We start from the raw sequence: 18,806 nt of genomic DNA on the forward strand, positions 1-18,806 counted from the left end.
CGGCGCCCCCAGGCCCCCGGTTCCTTGGCCCCAGGGGCTTCGGTCACCCGAGGTCATCCACAGACCGGCACCTCGTAGATCCCCCCATCCACAGAACCGCATTCCAATCCCCGAACCCCACCCGCCTTCGCTCATCCTGGTTGCCGCCTGATCCACGCTTCACCGGATCGCCGCAGCCACCATCCACCCCCAGTTCCGCGAAGGCCCCGACCCATGAAGATCACCCTCCCCCTGCCGGCCACCACGACCTCCCGCTTCGTCGTCGCCATGGAACACCTGCCGTTCGACCCCACGTCCTTCATCCCCTGGCGCATCGGCTCCCCCTACCGGCGAGCGGCGATCAGCGCAGCGGCCGCCGGCATGCTGGCGGTCACCCACCACACCACCCAGTGGAGACCTGCGGGCGCCGGCCTCACCGACGACGAGAGACGCCGCCTGCGCCGCACCAGACACCACCTGGTGGTCACCTCGGCAGCACCCCCGCACCGGCTGCCCACCGCCGCCCAAGTGGCGAGGGCCGCCGCCAGAGCCATGGCCAAGGAGTGCGACGGCCTGCTGATCGACCCACTGACCGCCTCCACCATCCTCACCTGCGGCCGCTGCTCGGGCGAGCCCACCCACTTCCGCCTCACCGACGACTGGCTGTCCTGGGACGTCCAGGTCCACGACGCCGCCACCTGCCCGCCCTGGGATCCTGCCGACATGGGCGCCTGCGACTGCCTGCGCGTCACGTCGAGGGGCCTGCGCCGCTTCGCCCTCCCTGAGATCACCCTCGACGGCGCCGCCTGCGCCCACAACCTCTGCGCGACCAACCTCCTCCGCACGGTCGCCAACCGCCTGGTGACCGACCACCTCTCCTACCTCAACGCCCACCCGGGAGCCGTCACCCGCAAGATCGACGACTTCCTTCGCATCCACCCCTCCGACCAGCCCGACGGCGGCCTCCCGTTCGCCGTCCAGCTGACCCCGTACGACGCCGACGCCGGCGAGCTGGGCCGCACGGGCAGCATCCGCCGACTCAAGATCGGCCCCACCCCAGGCGCAGGAATGGTCACCTGCCTCAAGGTAGGCCCACCCTCAGGTTTCACCGGCTCTCTGAACAGCTGGCTCTGCGCCACCCAAGCCTCCCGCCACACCACCCCGGGCCTCGGAGCCCGGGACCTCGGAGCCCTTGAATCCACCCGGATGGCCGCATGACCACGACCCCGCAGGTCACCGCCTGCCCGCACCTTGGCTCAGCCGCCGGCCCCCGTAGGCCGTCAGCGGCTGAGGATCCGGCGGAGGACACGTTCGAGCGTCCCCAGCGGGTCCGGGTCGGCGTCGGGGGACCGCCAGGCGACGTACCCATCGGGCCGCACCAGAACGGCACCGCCCTCGCGCACGCCGTACCGCTCCATGAAGCGTCCCTCCACATCAACAAGCTCGTCACCCACCAGCAGCCGAGTGAGCCGGACCCCGAGCCGGTCCTTGACCAGCCGCCCGGCGTCCATCCACACCTGACCGCCGGGCTTGGCGGCCAGCAGGACGAACCCGGTGCCGAACAGGTCGATGGTGGAGATGAGCTGCCCGTCCCAGTCGAGAACGACGTGCGGGGCACGACTGCCGGGCCGCCCAGTAGGGACACGCGGGTCCTCCAGGATCGACCCGTCATCGCCGGGCTCATCGATGATGGCGGAGGAGTGATACCGGCGCCCGAGCAGCACACCGATCGGATCCTCAAGAGGCTCGGGATACCCGACACGGGCGGCGGGCGGCATGCGTACACCGAGGTTGGCAAGCTGCGAGTCGGCCATCAGCCTGCCGATGGGCCGGCGCTCGGCATCGTAGGTGTCGAGGAAGGCCGGCCCCGCCTGCCCGCTGAGCACGAGCCACAACCGCCACGCCAGATCACACCCATCCTCGAGAGCGGTACTCCCACCCTGCCCACCAGTAGGCGGCATGGTGTGAGCGGCGTCCCCGGCGAAGAACACCCGTCCAGCACGGTAGGTGTCGGCCAGCACATGGGAGATCCCGACCAGGGGCCGATCGAGCACCCGTACGTCGAGCTCGGGCCGCCCCGTGGCCAGCCGTACGAGCTCGACACAGCGCTCCTCGGTGAAGTCGGCCTCGCTCTCACCCTCCTTGAGATTGACGCCGAGCACGTGACTCCCGGTTCCCGTGCCGGTGACGATCACACCGGTGAACACGTCGTTCTGCAGATACCAGAGAGTGACCTCCCGCTCCCTGACCAACCCCGAGAGATCGGCGTCGAACATGATCGAGCACAGCTCCCCCAGCGCCCCCTTCCCGGAGGTGGGAACGTCCAGCGCCGCCCGCAGCGGGCTGCGACACCCATCGGCGGCGATCACGTACTCAGCCCGTACGAGCCGCTCACCGTCTTCATCCCTGATCACCGCGCTGACCCCGGCGGCGTCCTGCTCCAGAGAGACCAGCTCAGTGGAGAAGCGCAGATCAGCCCCCAGATCCTCCGCTTTGGTACGCAGAATCCGCTCGATCTCCGCCTGCGGCGCCCCCACCGCAGGCACAGGGGTGAGCTCAGCCATGAAGGCGAACTCCTCCTGCTCATCGTGCACGATCATGTGCGGCTGAGGATCGGCCAGGCTGGCAGCGATCGCGATCCGCATGTTCTCCCCGATGCCCGCCCAGATGGCAGTCAGCTCCTCCTCGACACCGGGCACCGACCGCAGCATCTCCAGAGCTTGCGGCCCGACCCCGAACGCCTTGGGCTGCACGGACGTACTGGCATGCCGCTCGACCAGCATGACCGGCACCTCCCGCCAGGCCAGCAGCGCCGCCGCACTGAGCCCCGCATACCCCCCACCGACAACAAGAACCGGCACCCGCTCCTGCTCCATTGCCCCCACCTCCCGAGTCGCGTACTATCGCGTCTACAACGCAACAAGATATGTCGCGTCCAAGAACAGGTCAAGATATATCTCGACATTCACCCGCCCTCAGGACGCGCCGCCCCACCCAGCTCCACCCTTGTGGGCCCGCACACCGGCCTCATCGACGACGGCAGCAGAGGCACGACCAGCAGGAGAACTGCGACGGAGCCGCCGCCATCCCGCCGCAGCGCACTCACTCCGACTGGTGCGCGCACCCACTCCGACTGTGGTGAACCACTGCTTGGCCGGGGTGCGCGCCCCTCCGGAAATGGCCACCCGCGCCTGCGGCCCCCTGCCACCTCGCCGCGTCGCACTCGCCGCGGCTGCTGCGAGCTGTTGCCGGGCCGGGGTGCGCTGCGCTTTGTCGTGAGGGCGGGTGTTGTGTCGGAACGCGGTGTTGCCCCGGCAGGGGTGGTGATCGTCGCTGGTGCGGGAGCGTGGCCAGGGTGGTCGGCTGGTGCGGGAGTGTGGTCAGGGTGGTCGGCTGGTGCGGGAGTGTGGTCAGGATGGGCGGAGGAGGCGGAGGAGGCTGATTCGGAGGGCTTCGTCGGCCTCGGCGGCGGGGAGGCGGCCGGCGGTGCGTTCTTCGCCGGCGGCGTGGCTCAGCGTGATGACGGCTGCGATCAGCCAGTCCACCGGGAGGTGGTTGTCGAACTCGCCTGTTTGCCGGCCGCGTTCGATGATGCGTCTCAACCGGTTGGCTACCGGGGTGTGGCGGGTCTGATCCTCGCCCGGAGGGACGGGCAGGGTGCTGAGGTGTTGCATCAGCTTGGTGTGGCGGCCCGCGGCTCTGGCGCCGGCGTCGATCAGGCGCAGCAGGGCGTCGGCGGCTGGGCCGGTGTCGAGGTCGGCGGCGTCCATCTCCGCCACTGCCTCTTCCGTGAGTCGGTCGAGCACTGCCGTCAGCAACCGTTGTCGTGAGGGGAAGTGGGCGTAGACGGTCTGGCGGGTCACGCCCGCCGCGGTGGCGATGGCGTCGACGCTGGCGTCTGGCCGGGCGTCGAGCAGCTTGATCGCGGCGTCGAGGATGGCCGCACGGCTGCGTCGGGCGTCGGCACGGCGAGCGCGGGCCGGTGGGGAGCTCAATTCTTACACCTTGCCAAAGTTAAGAACGTATGTATCTTTGACGTACTGTCAAATCTACTACAGCCGACCGGAGTGAGCATGCGTCCACTCAGCGACAGCGACCCCAAAGAGTTCATCACCGAGTTCTTCGCCTCCTTGACAGAGGACCTCCTGCGTGACGACGAGGATCCGGCGGTGATCGTGGATCGCTACCACACGGCGGACATCATCGAGATAGCCGACGGTCACCGGATGGACCGGGAGAAGTTGATCGCACACACCCGCCCTGTGCGCAAGAACCGGCCTGTGAGCCGTATGGAGGTGCACGAGGCGGTGGCCCATGGAGATCGGCTCGCCGCCCGCTACACGATGCACGTCCAGCAGCGGAAGAAGGAGTTCGCCCTGGAGGTGTACTTCTTCGGGCGGTTCGCGAGCGATGGGCGGATGCGCGAGGCACACATGCTCACGCGCACGGTCCCTGGTGAGGAGGGGAAGGGCGGTTCGGTGGCACGGGTGGCCGGCGAGAACCTCGGCGAGCGTCCTGGCGGGGATTCAGGCGGGCGCTCGAATGGGCCCTCCGGCGATCGTTTCGACGATCGTTCTGGGGAGCGCTTCGGTGGAGGCGCCGGTGCGGCGGTGTCGGCGTGAGTACCAGCACGTACGTGGTGAGCGGTATGGCGTGTGGACACTGTGCGGACGCCGTCACCGAAGAGCTTGAACGTGTCCCCGGCGTCACTGCCGTGCGGGTAGACGTCGAGGCGGACCGGGTCATGGTGACCAGCGATCGGGAGCTGGATCTCGCGCGGGTGCGGGCCGCCGTCGAGGAGGCAGGCTACGAGCTCACCGACCCCGGCCCTGGGCAAGCAAGCGGCTGAGCGGTTGGTCTGAGAAGACGGTCTACTCAGCCAGTCCTGTAAGTCGGCCGGGTCCGTCGGTCGGTGCGGTCAGCCGGTCTCGGCCTTCGGGTTGTGGGTCTTCGGATCGTGGAGGTGGGGACTGGGGTCAGGTCAGGTGGCGTTCCAGGGATTCGAGTTTTGAGGTCATGCCGTCTGTGACGCCTTCCCTGATGTCGGCCTTCAGGACGAGGCTGACTCTGGGGGCGACCTCCGCCACCGCGTCCACGGCCCGCCTCACCACGTCCATGACCTCGTCCCACTCGCCCTCGATGGTGGTGAACATCGCGTCCGTGCGGTTCGGGAGGCCGCTTTCGCGGACGACCTTGACGGCGCGGGCGACGGGTTCGGCGACTCCTTCGCCGACGCCCAGCGGGGTGATGGAGAATGCGATGATCATGAGGCTCCCTCTTTGGGAAGGCGGCGGTGGAGAGGCCCTGGATGCGGGAGTGGGGGGATGGGGGGTTGGGTGAGGGCGGAGAGCCACGACGTTCGGGTGACGTCGTGGCTGACGCCGTACGGGTCACGCGTGGTCGTGCTCTTCCTCGTCCTCTTCCTCGCTGGGCCCCTCGGACGGCTCGACGCCGAGGACGGCCTCCCGGGGTTCGATCTCGTCGATGTGGTCGACGAGCTGCAGCACGTGGTCGGGTTCGATCAGCCACTGCAGGGCGGAGGCGCCGCTGTCGTCGGAGGCGACCAGTTCGGCCTGCTCCGTGCGCTCCTCGTCGGTCAGGTCGGCGTCGGGGTGCCTGATCTCACGCAGCGCCGCCGCCTGAAGGGCGTCCATGTCGAGCACCTCGACGGTCAGCTCGACCGTGAGACGCAGGAACTTCGGTTCTTCATCAGTCATGGCGACGATGCTAGGGCAGCTTCCACTCGACAGGCGCGGCGCCTTGCTGGACGAGCAGCTCATTGGCGCGGCTGAAGGGCCGCGAGCCGAAGAAGCCGCTGCGTGCGGAGAGGGGGGAGGGGTGGGCGGACTCGATGCGCGGGATGTCGCCGAGCATGGGGGCGAGGTTGCGGGCGTCGCGGCCCCACAGGATGGCGACCATGGGCTTCTGGCGCGCGACGAGGGCGCGGATGGCCTGCTCGGTGACCTGTTCCCAGCCCTTGCCCCGGTGGGAGGCGGGCTTGCCCGGCATGACGGTGAGCACCCTGTTGAGCAGCAGGACGCCCTGCTCGGCCCACGGGGTGAGGTCGCCGTTGGAGGGGCGGGGCAGGCCGAGGTCGGTCTCCATCTCCTTGTAGATGTTGACCAGGCTGCCGGGCAGGGGCCGCACGTCGGGGGCGACGGAGAACGACAGCCCGACGGGGTGGCCGGGGGTGGGGTAGGGGTCCTGGCCCACGATCAGCACCTTGACGTCGTCGAAGGGCTGGTTGAAGGCGCGCAGGACGTTCGCGCCCGCGGGCAGGTATTGCCTGCCTTCGGCGATCTCCTTGCGCAGGAACTCGCCCATGTGGGCGATCTGCTCGGTGACGGGCTCGAGCGCGCGTGCCCATCCGGCTTCGACGACTTCGTTCAGGGGACGACCGGCCATGGGTGTTGAGCTTAGTCAGGTCTGGTACGGCTTGCCGCCGAAACGTCGGGGACGAGCCGTACCAGAATGATCACAGGGACGGCTTGCCGGGCTGGTGGAGCCAGGCGTCGAAGAGAACGCCGAGGCGCCGGCCGGAGGCGCGTTCCGCGAGGGAGACGAAGGCGGCGGTGTCGGGATGCCGGCGGCCGCCGTTACGCGGGCGGGCGCCCGCTCACCCCCCTCGGGTGAACGGGCGCCCGTCAGATCAGGCCGGTCACTTCACGGAGCCGGCCATCATGCCCTGGACGAAGTACCGCTGGAACGCGAAGAACAGGACCAGCGGGATGATCAGCGACATGAACGCGCCCGACGACAGGATGTCGACGTTCGACCCGAACTGCCGCATCTGCGACTGCAGGTACTTGGTCATCGGCTGGTTGCCGGTGTTGGCGAAGACCAGCGCGATGAGCATGTCGTTCCACACCCACAGGAACTGGAAGATGCCCAGCGAGGCGATGGCGGGCTTGCCCAGCGGGAAGACCACCGACATGAAGATCTTCCACTCGGATGCGCCGTCCATGCGGGCGGCCTCCAGCAGCGAGGCGGGGATGCCCACGAAGAAGTTCCGCAGCAGGAAGATCGCGAACGGCAGGCCGAACGCCACGTGGAACAGCACCACACCGGGGATCGAGCCGAAGATGCCGGTGGACCCGTAGAAGGACGCGATGGGGATCAGCGCGATCTGGATCGGCACGATGAGCAGGCCGACCACGACGAGGAAGCTGACGTCACGGCCGGGGAAGTCCATCCAGGCGAACGCGTACGCCGCCATGGCCGCGATGCCGATCACCAGGACCGTGGTGGGCACCGTGATGGCCACGGTGTTCCAGAACGAGGCGGTGAACCCGCTGCCGAGCAGGTTGGCGTAGTTCTGCAGGGTCAGCTCGGCCGGCTTGGTGAAGACGGTCCACCAGCCCTCGGCGTTGTTGACCTGCGTCGTACGCATGGAGACGACCAGCAGGCCCAGGGTCGGCACCAGCCAGAACAGGCCCAGCACCACCATGATGACCTGGACGGCGCCGCCGCCCACGCGATCGACGATCTTGCTGACCGCGCTCCTGCGCGGCGTGCCCGACTCCAGCCCCGACGAGGCGCCGGAGGATGCGGTGGCGGTCGCGGTGGTCATGAGTCTCCCCTCCGGAACCGTCGGATGTTCATGATCATGAAGGGAAGGACCAGGATCAGCAGGAAGATGGCCAGCGCACTGCCCAGCCCCTGGTTGTTCCCGCCGCCGAAGGAGACGCGCCACATCTCCAGCGCGACCACGTTCGCCTGGGGTTGCACCGAGGCGGGGGCGATGATGAACACCAGGTCGAACACCTTCAAGGTATTGATGATCATCGTCACGAAGACGACGAGCAGGACCGGCGACAGCAGCGGCACGGTGATCTTGCGGAACACCTGCCACTCCGTGGCGCCGTCGATGCGGGCGGCCTCCAGCGAGTCACGCGGGATGGCCGCGAGGCCGGCCGCGATCAGCACCATGGCGAAACCTGCCCACACCCAGACGAACGCACCGATGATCGCCGGGGTGATGAGGGTCGGGCCGAGCCAGGTCAGGCCGTTGTAGGAGGCCTCGAAGTTGTCCTTCGGCAGCCGTACGGTGTAGGTGCCGTCGGCCAGCCCGTCGAAGCGGAACGTGCCGTCGGCGGCGGTCGTGGTGGTGGCCGCGACCTCGCCGTTCTGCTGCACGGCCTCCACGGTCATGCCGGGCAGGCCCTTCTCGGTGCCGTCCACGGCGCCGCTCTGGCCGCCGCCGCCCGGCGTGAAGTCGAACCACACCGTGCCCGACAGCCCTGGACCGGTGGCGGCCTTGGCGGGCTGGGCGTCGGAGGGCAGCACGTCCGGCTTGACGCCGACGATCGGGATCAGCACCGGCTGCCCGCCCTGCACGGGCTGCTTGGTGACGACCGAGCCGGCCTCGTCGGCCACGGGCGACTGGTCGCCCTCGCGCGGCCTGGCCTCGGGGTAGCCCTGCGAGGAGGAGAACGTGTCGCTCACGGTGGTGAGCACGGCGTTGGCCAGGCCCTTGTCCGGGTTCTCCTCGTAGACGAGGCGGAAGATGACGCCCGCCGCCATCAGGGAGACGGCCATCGGCATGAACACGATCAGCTTGAACGCGGTCGCCCACCTGATCCGCTCGGTCAGCACCGCGAAGATCAGTCCCAGCGTGGTGACGATGATCGGAGCGACGACGACCCAGATGAGGTTGTTGCGGATTGTGGTGAGCATGCCCTGATCGCTGAAGATCGTGGCATAGTTGCCCAGCCCCACGAACCCGGTGCCCGCCGCGTCGAACAGGCTCCGGAAGATCGAGTAGACGATCGGATAGACCACCCAGATGCCCAGCAGCACAGCGGCTGGGAGGAGGAAGGCGATGGCGACCGCCGGCGAGGGGCCGAGGCGTTTTCTCGTACGGGGGGTTTCAGCCGGTCCGGTGGGGGACTCGCCCGCGGTGGCCGCGGGCGAGTCCTGCCGGCCGTCCAACCGTTCGGTCACGGCCTTACCTCTTTACTTCCAGGCCTTCTTGGCCTCGGCTTCGAGCGCCTCCTGGGTGCCCTTGACATCGCTGGGGTCGCGCAGGAAGTCCTGCAAGACCTTCCACTCGCCCTTGCCGTCCGTGCCGCCGAACGCGCTGGGGGCCAGGTCGGACATGTCGTAGCGGACCGCGTCACCGGCGGAGACGATCGTCTGGCCGAGCTGCTTCGTCAGCGGGTCGGGGTAGTTGTCGGGGGAGACGTTCTTGTTGGGCGACAGGTAACCGGGGAGCTTGGCCCAGACCTCGCCGCCCTCCTTGGAGGCGAGGAACTGCACGAGCGCCATCGCACCGGGGTTGTCCTTCATCGCCACGGCGACGTCGCCGCCGAGCACGACGGGGGCGGTGTCACCGGCCGAGGGGAACGGGAAGTACTTCGCCTCCTCGCCCAGCTTGGCGCCCGACTGGTCGGCCTCGACGGCCACGAAGTCGGCCTCGATGACCATGGCCGCCTTGTCGGTGCCGTAGACCTTGCTCACGCAGGTCGGAAAGTCCGTCTGCATGGTGCCGGAGGTGCCGTCGACCAGGAACTCGCTCTTGGAGACGATCTGCTGGATCTTCTCCAGCGCCACCTTGACGGTGTCGTCGGTCCACGGGATCTCGTGCTTGGAGAGCTTGTCGTAGTTCTCCGGGCCGGCGGTGGACAGGTAGACGTTCTCGAAGAGGTCGGTCAGCGTCCAGCCGGAGGCGCCACAGAAGGAGAACGGCGGGGTGCCGGAGTCGGCGATGGTCTGAGCGGCCTTGACCATCTCGTCCCAGTTGGTGGGCGGCTGCACGCCGGCGTCCTCGAACGCCTGCGAGCGGTACCAGACCAGCGACTTGTGCGCGGCCTTGACCAGCACGCCGTACACCTTGCCGTCGACGGAGCCGAGCTCCTTCCAGTACGGCGTGTAGTTGGCGTCGATCTCCTTGACCACGTCGTCGGTCAGCGGCTTGAGCGCGTTCTGGTCGGCGTACTGCTGCACCAGACCGGGCTGCGGCAGGATGGCCACGTCGGGCGGGCTGCCGCCCTGGATGCGCGGGCCGAGGTAGGCGCCGGTGTCCTCACCGGTGGAGGCGTAGGTGACCTCGGCGCCGGTCTTGTCGGAGAAAGCCTTGAGCACCTGCTCGAAGTTCTTCTGCTCCGCCCCGGTCCACTTGGCGGCGACTTCGAGCTTCACGCCCTGGAGCGTCTTGGCGCCGTCGGACGCGGGAGCCGACTCCGACGCCGTGGGCTCGGTGGTCGTCGGCGCGTTACCGCAGGCGGCGACGGCTACCGCGAGCCCGGCCAGGATCGCTGCTGCTCTGCCTTTTCGCATGGCTGCCTCACTGGGTTCTGATGATCTCTTGGAGTTCGGACTTCATGGAGGCCGCCACGTCCTGCGCGGCCCCGGGGGAGGGGTTGCTGAGCGCCTTGGCGACCGAACTCGCGATCACCAGGCTCAGCTGGGTGTAGTTGGCGCTCACCGGCCGAGGGTGGGCGGCCAGAATGCTCTCTTTGAGCACAGGCAGGTAGGGGAAGCGCTTGATCAGCTCTGGATCGTCGTAGAGCTCGGTCCACACGGGCGGGAACGAGCCCTCGGTGAGGACCCGGCGCTCGTTCTCCAGGCTCGTGAAGTAGCGGATGAACTCCTGCGCGGTCTGCTGGTGCTTGGAGTAGGCGCTGATCGCCAGGTTCGCGCCGCCCAGCGTGCTGGAGCCGGGGCCGTCCAGGCCGGGCAGCCGGGTCACGCCCAGCTTCTGGCCCAGCTTGGCCTTGGCCGGTCCGTACGCGTGCGGCCAGTTTCTGGCGAAGGCCAGCCGCCCCTCCTGGAAGGCCAGGCGGGACTCCTCCTCCTTGTAGCTCAGCGACTCGTGCGGGATCCAGCCCTCGCGAAGTCCCTGGAGCAGGAATTCGATCGCGGTCGCGCCCTTGACCGGGTCGAGGGTCACCTCGGTGCCGTCGCGGCTGACGATCTCGCCGCCGGCCGAGTGCACGGCCTCTGAGAAGTTGACCGTGAGCCCCTCGTAGGCCAGGAACTGCCCGGCATAGCCTCCTATGTTGTGCTTTTTCGTGATTCGGCGTGACTCGGCGCGAAGCTCGGCCCACGTCCTGGGCGGCTTCTTGACCAGGTCGGTCCGGTAGTAGAGCAGCCCCGCGTTGCTGGTGTACGGGACGGCCCAGAGCTTGTCCTTGTAGACGGCCGTCTCCACGACGGGCGGCAGGAACCTGTCGAGCGGGAACAACCCGCGCTCCAGGGGGATGATCCAGCCGTTCTCCGCGAATTCGGCAGTCCAGAAGACGTCAAGCCCGAGCACGTCGTACCGGCTGCTCTGGGCCTGGAGGTTGGCCGCCATCTGAGCACGTTGCTCGTCGGCGGCCTCGGGCAGTTCCAGCAGCGTCACCTTCTCGGCCGGGTGGGCCTCGTTCCAGCGATCCAGCAGGGGTTGCAGGTACGCCGTGGTGTCGCGTCCGGTGGCGAAGGTGATCGGGCCTGTTCCGCCCGTTTCCGTCTCGCCCCCGCCCTCGTCGCCCGTCGCCGCACAACCGGCCGCGAGAGTCACGGCCAGGAGCAGCGGCAGCGAGCGAAGCACCCTGTTTCCTCCGTGTTCAGAGTGAATTACATACGTGTTAGGTAGATGCATTCATGTTATGCACACATGTAATCTGTAGGTCAACGGATTGCTCTGTAACGCATACGTAACAGGACGCGGGGAGGTGGCGGTGCGGCTTCACCTGCTGGCGCTCCTGGCGAAAGAGCCGGCTCACGGCTACGAGCTGAAACAGGCACTGGAGCAGACCTTCGGCAGTGCCTATCCTTCGCCCAACATCGGGCAGATCTACGTCACGCTCGGCAGGCTGGAGAAGGACGGCCTCATCCGGGCGGTCGACGTCGAGCAGTCCAACCGGCCCAACAAAAAGGTCTACTATCTGACCGCCAAGGGCCGGGAGGTGCTGGAGGACTGGGTCGACGAGCCGACCGAGGGTCCCCGGGTGCGCGACGAGTTCTTCATGAAGCTCGTGCTCGCCCCGCTGACCGGCATCGCCGACCGCATGGTGCTGATCAGCCGTCAGCGCCGCCACTACTTGTCACTCATGAGCGATCTCAACGAACTCCTGGCCGCCACTCCGCCGACGGATCGCGTGGCGATGCTGCTCATCGAAGGAGCCATGCTGCATCTCCAGGCTGATCTTGACTGGCTCGAGCGCTGCCAGGAGGATCTGGCATGAGCTCGGTTGTGAAAACGGTCAATCTGGTCAAAATCTACCAGGATGGCGCGGTGCCGGTGCCCGCCGTGCGCGGGGTGGATCTCCAGGTCGAGCCGGGCGAGTTCGTCGCGATCATGGGGCCTTCCGGCTCGGGGAAGTCCACGCTCGTCCACATGCTGGGCGGGCTCGACGCGCGTACGAGCGGGGAGATCTGGCTCGACGGCAAGCGCGTCGACACCCTGTCGGAGAGCGCCTGGGCGCTGCTGCGGCGCAAGAAGATCGGCTTCGTCTTCCAGTTCTTCAACCTGGTCGCCAACATGACCGTCGGCGACAACGTCGAGCTGCCCGCCCTGCTGAGCGGCGCCTCGCCCAAGGTGGCCCGCGAGCGCCGCGAGAGCCTGCTGGAGGCGCTCAACCTCACCGACCGGGCCGAGGCGGCCCCCGCCCAGCTCTCCGGCGGCGAGCAGCAGCGGGTCGCGCTGGCCAGGGCGCTGGCCAACCAGCCCAGCCTGCTGCTGGCCGACGAGCCCACCGGCAACCTCGACAGCCGCAACACCCGCGACGTGCTCAACCTGCTCAGCAAGGTGCACAAGGAGGGACAGACCATCGTCATGGTCACCCACGACGCCCGCGTGGCGAGCCTGGCCGACCGGCTGGTGTCGCTGTTCGACGGCGAGATCGTCGACGACGGCCGCATCGCCCGCCGCCGCACCCGCACGGCGGGCGAGGTGATCGACCTCCGATGAGCACGTCTCTGGCCGGCAGCCGGTGGATCAGGGCCGACCTCCGCGCCAGGAGGGGCCAGGCCGCGCTGACCGTGCTGGCCGTGGCCGGCATCGTCGCCGCGCTGATCACCGCGGCGACCCTGCTGGAGGAGGGCACCAACCCGTGGCGCAGCCTGTTCGCCCAGACCGACGGCGCCCACGTCTGGCTCTACACCAAGGACAGCCCCCAGGTCGCCTTAGGCGGCATCGAGGGCGTCACCCAGACCGCCGGCCCCTACCGCTCGGCGCCCGTCACCGTGGCTCAGAACGGCAAGAAGGAGCCGGCCGCGCTGCGCGCCATGCCGGCCACGCCGCCGGCCGTGGCGCACCCTGTGGTGGCCGAGGGCAGGTGGCTGGATCCCTCCCAGCCCGACGGGGTGGTGGTCGAGCGCTCGTTCGCCGACTCGCTGGGGCTGCGCATCGGCGCGCCCTTCTCGATCATCGCGCTCAGCGGCCAGCGCCACACCCTCTACGTACGCGGCATCGCCGACTCCGCCGAGCAGGGCTTCTACCCCGAGTGGACGCCCGGCCTGGCATACGTGCTGCCCCTCATGCTCGACCGCATCGAGCCCATGCTGGGCCGCAGCGAGTGGGTGACCGGCCTGCGCCTGACCGACGCCGAGGCCTCCCAGGTGGTCTCCCAGCGCGTCGTGGTCATGCTGGAGGACCGCCTGCAGCGCGTCTACACCTGGCGCGAGGTCAGGGCGGCCATGGAGCTGGACAACCGGCTGCTGGGCACGCTGCTCGCGCTGTTCGGCGTGGTCGGCATCGTGGCCGCCGCGCTCGCCCTGGCCAACGCGGCCGGCGGCCGGGTGCTGGGGCAGCTGCGCGACCTCGCCACGCTCAAGTCGATGGGCTTCACCAGGGGTCAGCTCGCGCTGCTGCTCCTCGTCGAGCACGGCGCGCTCGGCCTGCTGGGCGTGGTCATCGGCACGGTGGCGGGCTGGGGCGTGATGGCGGCCGTGCTCGGCCCGACGTCCGTGGCGCCCATCCCGGTGCTGGCCATCGTGGCGGGCACGGCCCTGCTGGTGCTGGCCGCCGTCGGGGTGCCGGCCTGGCGGGGCGGGCGCACGCCGCCGATCCCCGCGGCGCCCGCGGCGCCGCCGAGTGGCCGCCTGTCGAGGCTGGCCCGCCTGGCCCTCCTCGTACGCCTGCCGCCCGCCCTCGTGCTCGGCACCCGCGACGCCTTCACCCGCAGGGTGCCCGCGTTCCTGACGGCGTTCGGCCTGGCCGTGCCGATGATGATGATCACCATCGGGCTCGGCGTGTGGGCCACGCTGGACAACTTCCTGGCCCACCCGGAGCAGGTCGGCCAGCACGCCGCCCTCTACGTACGGCCCGGCAAACTGGAAGCGGCCGCCGCCGAGAAGCTGGCCGGCAGAGACCGCGACGTCAAGGCCGTCTACGCGGGCACCGACGTCAACGCGCTGGCCCCGGGCGAGGCCCGCTCGGTCAGGGTGCGGGCGATCGGCAGCTCGACGGACCCCTACCCGTTCCCGGTGGTCGAGGGCCGCATGTACACCCGCCAGGGCGAGGCCGTGGCCGGGCAGGGCCTGCTCGACCTGCTGGGGGTGAAGATCGGCGACCGGGTGCGGCTCACGGTGGGCGGCACCCCGCTGATCGTCCGGATCGTCGGCAGGACCGTCGAGCCGGAGCAGGACGGCGAGGTGCTCTCGGTCGGCATCGACAGCCTGGCGGCGAAGGACTCCGTGCCGCCGGAGTATTACGCGGTGGCGCTCAAGCCGGGCGTGGACCCCGGCGAGGTGCGGGGGAGGCTGCTCGCGGAGTCGGGCGAGAGCCTCGACGTGCAGGCCGCGGTCAACCCGGCCGACCGGCTGTCGATCATCAGAGTGGTGATCGTGGCGATGATCGCCGTGCTGGCCCTCATCGGCCTGGCCAACCTGCTCACCGCCAGCGCGCTCGGCCTGCGCGACCACGCCTTCGACCTGGCCGTGCTCAAGGCCATGGGGCTGACCCCGCGTCAGGTCATGGCCACGCTGGTGACCGGCACGGGCCTGCTGGTCGTGCTCGGCGTGGGCGTGGGCGCCGTGGCGGGGGTCAGTGTGGTCACCGGCCTGATCGACCTGCAGGGTCACACCAGCGGCGTCGGCGCGGGCATCGGCCGCGCGCCGTCGCCGGTGACCCTGACGGTGACCGTGCTCATAGCCGTGGGCACGGCCCTCGCGGTCGCGCTGATCCCAGCGCGCCGCGCGGCCCGTGCCCAGGTGCCGGTCACTTCTCGCTGATCGCCTTGAGCTCGCTCTGCTCGTCCTTCTTCAGGGCGAACCAGTAGAAGCCGTGGCCGGGCAGCGTCAGCAGGTAGGGGAGCTCCCCGATGGCCGGGAACTGCACGCCGCCGCGCGCCTCGACCGGGACCATGCCTTCGAAGCGGCGCAGGTCGAGCTCCACCGGCTGCGGGAACTTCGACAGGTTGTTGACGCACAGCATCACGTCGTCGCCGTCCTCGCGCACGTACGTCAGCACGGACGGGTTGGACGACCACATTTCGGTGTACGCCCCGACGCCGAACACCGGGTGCTTGCGCCTGATCTCCAGCATCTTGCGGGTGAAGTGCAGCAGCGACCCCTCGTGGCGCTGCTGGGCCTCCACGTTGACCGCCTGGTAGCCGTAGATCGGGTCCATGACGGCGGGCAGGTAGAGGCGGCCGGGGTCGGCCGAGGAGAAGCCGGCGTTGCGGTCGGGGCTCCACTGCATCGGCGTGCGGACCGAGTCGCGGTCCTCCAGCCAGATGTTGTCGCCCATGCCGATCTCGTCGCCGTAGTAGATGATCGGCGAGCCGGGCAGCGACAGCAGCAGCGCCGTGAACAGCTCGATGCGGTCACGGTCGTTGTCGAGCAGCGGGGCCAGGCGCCGCCTGATGCCGAGGTAGGCCCGCATGCGCGGGTCCTTGGCGTATTCCTTGTGCATGTAGTCGCGCTCTTCCTCGGTGACCGTCTCGAGCGTCAGCTCGTCGTGGTTCCGCAGGAAGATGCCCCACTGCGCGTTCTCCGGCAGCTTGGGCGTGCGGGACATGATCTCGGAGATCGGCTCGCGGGTCTCCTTCTTCACCGCCATGTAGATGCGCGGCATCAGCGGGAAGTGGAAGGCCATGTGGCACTCGTCGCCGCCCGTTGTGGGGTCGCCGAAGTATTCGACGACGTCCTCGGGCCAGCCGTTGGCCTCGGCGAGCAGCACGCGGTCGGGGTAGAGGCGGTCGACCTCGGCCCTGATCTTCTTCAGGTAGGAGTGCGTCTCGGGCAGCCCGGCGCAGGCCGTGCCCTCGCGCTCGAACAGGTAGGGCACCGCGTCAAGACGGAAACCGTCGATGCCGAGGTCCAGCCAGAACCGCAGCACCTCCAGCATGGCCTCCTGCACCGCCGGGTTGTCATAGTTCAGGTCCGGCTGGTGGTGGAAGAAACGGTGCCAGTAGTACTGCTTGCGCACCGGGTCGTACGTCCAGTTGGACTCCTCGGCGCCGATGAAGATGATCGGCGCGTCGGGGTAGCCGCCGGGATGGTCTGACCACACGTAGAAGTCGCCGTACGGCCCCTCGGGGTCGTGCCGGGACGCCTGGAACCAGGGGTGCCGATCGCTGGTGTGGTTCATCACGAGGTCGGTGATGATCCGCAGGCCGCGTTCGTGGGCGGCCTCGATCAGCTGGACGAAGTCCCCCAAGTCCCCGAAGTCGGGAAGGATCTTCATATAGTCCGAGATGTCATACCCGCCGTCGCGCAGCGGCGACTCGTACAACGGCAGCAACCACAGGCAGTCGACACCGAGCCACTCGAGGTAACCGAGCTTCTCGATGAGACCACGTAGGTCGCCGGTGCCGTCGCCGTTGGAGTCCTTGAACCCCCGGACGAGAACCTCGTAAAACACCGCCCGCTTGTACCAGGCTGGGTCTTCCGAGACGAAGGCCTCGGAGATCGGCTCCGGCGATGGGGATGCGTTGATCATGATGTCGCTCACAGGAAGAGATGTGGGCAGGACGAAGTCACCGGTTGCCCCGGCGTTACTATCTGGTGACCGCGCCGCGTGGAGTCGTCATCCCTGCGAACTCCACTGCCCTCGAACGAGACCGGATTTGTGATCTGGTGCCCGTTTGTGCGGCGCTTACGGGCCGAACACTACCAGCCCGTTGGCTTTCCGGAACCCGCTTCTGCTGTGCGACGGTTAATACCCGAGAGATCCGTATGTAATCGCCCTGTTACCCAGAGTTCACTAAAAAGGTGGAGCGACGTCCGAGAGGTCGTTTTCGAAGTCGCTCAGCCACAGCCCGAACAGCACGAGACCGCGCACCCAGAAGCGGTCGTTCCAGCCGTTGAACCTGGTCAGAGCGTCGGGACCGCCGGCCACCACTTCGTGCAGCTCGTCGGACAGCAGTCCTGGCACCCGGCTCACCACGACCTCCAGCATCCGGTGCGCATAATTTCGGGCAGGAGCCGCCGTCGAGCGCAGCGGGACCCTCATGAGCGGCTGCTTGACCACGTTCGTGGAGGGCAGGGCGGCCACCCGCGGATTGGCCGCGTGCAGCACCTCGCGGTAGAAGCGGCCCTGGTGCTTGCGGGCCACCCCGACCGACAGCGCCGCGTCGAAGAACTCCGGATGGATGAACGGCGCCAGGAACGACGCCTCGGGGCCCACCAGGTTCACCGCAGAGCGCGCGATGCCCCGCACGGTCCTGGTGTGCAGCACCGACAGCGGCAGCTCGGCCCGATGGCCGTGGAACATGGAGGTGGCCGCGAGGAACTGCTCGCGTACGGTCTCCTCCATCCACTGCGCGGCCGCCTTCGACAGGAACGGCTGTGACGGCCGGCCCAGCGACAGCGAGCCCAGCACCGCCGCCGAGCGCTCGGCCTGCGTCCTGGCCTCCAGCGCGGCCCCGCTGACCATGAAGTTCTTCAGCAGCGGCCCGCCCGCCAGGCCGTCCACCAGGATCCGGCCCGCGCCGTGCACCTCCTTGGCGAAGGGGGCGTACCAGGCGTGGTGCGGCGTGAGGTACTCCAGCCTGCGCGCCACCTCCATGGCGTCGGCCGGGTAGGAGGCCGCGTCCTGCGGGATCACCCGGTGCGGGATGCCCAGCTCCCTGGTGATCGCCCTGGCGAACGCGATGTCGGTGTCGGTGCCGTCGTCGGGGCTGGTCGTCCACGACTCGACGTCCGCGCCCCTGGCCTTGGCCACGCCGGCCAGCAGCCGGGAGTCGTAGCCGCCGCTGACCGGCACCAGCAGCGGGCGGCCCGCATAGTCGGCGTAGACGTGGTCGAGCAGCTCCACGATCTCCTGGGGGCTGATCCACGCCTCGTACGGCTCCGTACGCAGCCAGCGCGGCAACCGCCGCTCGGTGGTGAGCCTGCCGTGTTCCCACACCAGCGCGCTCGCCCCCGGCAGCCGTTTCACCTCCGTGTACGGCGTCGCCTCGCCCAGCGGGAACGTCACCTGCAGGATCGAGGCCCACGCCGACCAGTCGATCGCGACGGGCACCAGGTTGAGCAGCGGCTGGATCAGCGACGAGAAGTAGACCGCGTCGGCCACCCGCACGTGGTAGACGTCCACCAGGCCGAGCGCGCCCGTGTGCAGCGCCACCCGCCCGCCGTCGCCGATCAGCCCGGGGGTCTCGTACGTCTCCGCGACCGTGATCCACTCGTCCTCGGCCGCCTTCGGCCGGCGCTCGCCCCAGGCGAATGCGTACGCGTCACCGGAGCGGTGGTAGGGCGGCAGCGGAGTGGAGCTGAACAGCGCCGCCTCCGCCGACTGCAGCGCGGGCCGGACCTTCGGTCCCGCGGTGGTCAGCTTGCCGAGCAGTGCGGTATCGATCCGGCCGAGAGCGCCGCAGACGTAGGGCCTTACGTTGAACTGCACCGGATCTCATCCCTTCGAGACGCTTCCGCAAAAGAGTATCCTTTGCCGGGCTGAG

The 18,806-nt window shown here is 68.9% G+C and carries 17 protein-coding genes; 6 read left to right on the plus strand and 11 right to left on the minus strand.

Annotation, left to right across the window (positions count from 1 at the left end; genetic code table 11):
* Nucleotides 1-213: 213 nt before the first annotated feature.
* Nucleotides 214-1,197, plus strand: a complete 984-nt coding sequence (locus tag ABZW11_RS02930) for a hypothetical protein (protein WP_355411950.1) — start codon at nt 214-216, stop codon at nt 1,195-1,197.
* 62 nt (nt 1,198-1,259) lie between these two features.
* On the opposite strand, the gene ABZW11_RS02935 is transcribed toward ABZW11_RS02930, so the two are convergent.
* Both ABZW11_RS02935 and ABZW11_RS02940 read right to left on the minus strand, forming a co-directional pair.
* Nucleotides 1,260-2,855, minus strand: coding sequence for an FAD-dependent monooxygenase (locus ABZW11_RS02935; RefSeq protein ID WP_355411952.1), 1,596 nt, complete (start codon nt 2,853-2,855; stop codon nt 1,260-1,262).
* A 534-nt stretch (nt 2,856-3,389) separates the two neighbouring features.
* Complete coding sequence (locus ABZW11_RS02940; RefSeq protein ID WP_355411954.1) at nt 3,390-3,974, minus strand: TetR/AcrR family transcriptional regulator; 585 nt, start codon at nt 3,972-3,974, stop codon at nt 3,390-3,392.
* Nucleotides 3,975-4,052: 78 nt separating this feature from the next.
* Here ABZW11_RS02940 and ABZW11_RS02945 point away from each other — a divergent pair, with 78 nt between their 5' ends.
* Together ABZW11_RS02945 and ABZW11_RS02950 are read left to right on the plus strand one after the other, a co-directional pair.
* On the plus strand, nt 4,053-4,601 hold the full coding sequence (locus ABZW11_RS02945; RefSeq protein WP_355411956.1) for a nuclear transport factor 2 family protein: 549 nt from the start codon (nt 4,053-4,055) through the stop codon (nt 4,599-4,601).
* On the plus strand, nt 4,598-4,828 hold the full coding sequence (locus ABZW11_RS02950; protein ID WP_355411958.1) for a heavy-metal-associated domain-containing protein: 231 nt from the start codon (nt 4,598-4,600) through the stop codon (nt 4,826-4,828). Before ABZW11_RS02945 ends, ABZW11_RS02950 begins: the two co-directional genes overlap by 4 nt.
* A 127-nt stretch (nt 4,829-4,955) precedes the next feature.
* On the opposite strand, the gene ABZW11_RS02955 is transcribed toward ABZW11_RS02950, so the two are convergent.
* From ABZW11_RS02955 to ABZW11_RS02985, 7 genes are all read right to left on the minus strand, one after another.
* Nucleotides 4,956-5,246 carry an MTH1187 family thiamine-binding protein gene (locus tag ABZW11_RS02955; protein WP_355411960.1) on the minus strand — a complete coding sequence of 97 codons (291 nt, stop codon included), beginning with the start codon at nt 5,244-5,246 and terminating at the stop codon, nt 4,956-4,958.
* A 123-nt stretch (nt 5,247-5,369) separates the two neighbouring features.
* Nucleotides 5,370-5,696, minus strand: coding sequence for a hypothetical protein (locus ABZW11_RS02960; RefSeq protein ID WP_345397482.1), 327 nt, complete (start codon nt 5,694-5,696; stop codon nt 5,370-5,372).
* 10 nt (nt 5,697-5,706) lie between these two features.
* Entirely contained in the window at nt 5,707-6,384 is a 678-nt protein-coding gene (locus ABZW11_RS02965) for a uracil-DNA glycosylase (protein ID WP_355411962.1), read from the minus strand.
* A gap of 253 nt (nt 6,385-6,637) precedes the next feature.
* Complete coding sequence (locus ABZW11_RS02970; RefSeq protein ID WP_355411964.1) at nt 6,638-7,549, minus strand: carbohydrate ABC transporter permease; 912 nt, start codon at nt 7,547-7,549, stop codon at nt 6,638-6,640.
* Nucleotides 7,546-8,922, minus strand: a complete 1,377-nt coding sequence (locus tag ABZW11_RS02975; RefSeq protein ID WP_355411967.1) for a sugar ABC transporter permease — start codon at nt 8,920-8,922, stop codon at nt 7,546-7,548. Before ABZW11_RS02975 ends, ABZW11_RS02970 begins: the two co-directional genes overlap by 4 nt.
* Nucleotides 8,923-8,934: 12 nt before the next feature.
* Nucleotides 8,935-10,257, minus strand: coding sequence for an ABC transporter substrate-binding protein (locus ABZW11_RS02980; protein WP_355411969.1), 1,323 nt, complete (start codon nt 10,255-10,257; stop codon nt 8,935-8,937).
* A gap of 7 nt (nt 10,258-10,264) precedes the next feature.
* Nucleotides 10,265-11,512 carry an ABC transporter substrate-binding protein gene (locus ABZW11_RS02985; RefSeq protein WP_355411971.1) on the minus strand — a complete coding sequence of 416 codons (1,248 nt, stop codon included), beginning with the start codon at nt 11,510-11,512 and terminating at the stop codon, nt 10,265-10,267.
* A gap of 130 nt (nt 11,513-11,642) precedes the next feature.
* Between ABZW11_RS02985 and ABZW11_RS02990 the strand changes: the two genes are divergently transcribed.
* Genes ABZW11_RS02990 through ABZW11_RS03000 form a run of 3 tightly spaced genes read left to right on the plus strand, consistent with a single transcriptional unit; the run spans nt 11,643 to nt 15,138 of the window.
* A complete protein-coding gene (locus ABZW11_RS02990) occupies nt 11,643-12,149 on the plus strand; it encodes a PadR family transcriptional regulator (protein ID WP_355411974.1) in 507 nt (168 codons plus the stop codon).
* The gene (locus ABZW11_RS02995) at nt 12,146-12,874 is read left to right on the plus strand and encodes an ABC transporter ATP-binding protein (protein WP_355411976.1); all 729 of its coding nucleotides are present in this window, start codon (nt 12,146-12,148) and stop codon (nt 12,872-12,874) included. Before ABZW11_RS02990 ends, ABZW11_RS02995 begins: the two co-directional genes overlap by 4 nt.
* Nucleotides 12,871-15,138, plus strand: coding sequence for an FtsX-like permease family protein (locus tag ABZW11_RS03000; protein WP_355411978.1), 2,268 nt, complete (start codon nt 12,871-12,873; stop codon nt 15,136-15,138). Before ABZW11_RS02995 ends, ABZW11_RS03000 begins: the two co-directional genes overlap by 4 nt.
* Here ABZW11_RS03000 and treS read toward each other — a convergent pair.
* Together treS and ABZW11_RS03010 are read right to left on the minus strand one after the other, a co-directional pair.
* Nucleotides 15,125-16,849, minus strand: a complete 1,725-nt coding sequence (treS, locus tag ABZW11_RS03005) for a maltose alpha-D-glucosyltransferase (protein ID WP_355411980.1) — start codon at nt 16,847-16,849, stop codon at nt 15,125-15,127. The genes ABZW11_RS03000 and treS overlap by 14 nt on opposite strands.
* Before the next feature lie 264 nt (nt 16,850-17,113).
* On the minus strand, nt 17,114-18,751 hold the full coding sequence (locus tag ABZW11_RS03010; RefSeq protein WP_355411982.1) for an asparagine synthetase B family protein: 1,638 nt from the start codon (nt 18,749-18,751) through the stop codon (nt 17,114-17,116).
* Nucleotides 18,752-18,806 lie beyond the last annotated feature (55 nt).

Source organism: Nonomuraea sp. NPDC004580 (genome assembly GCF_040609855.1).
Lineage (GTDB): Bacteria > Actinomycetota > Actinomycetes > Streptosporangiales > Streptosporangiaceae > Nonomuraea > Nonomuraea salmonea.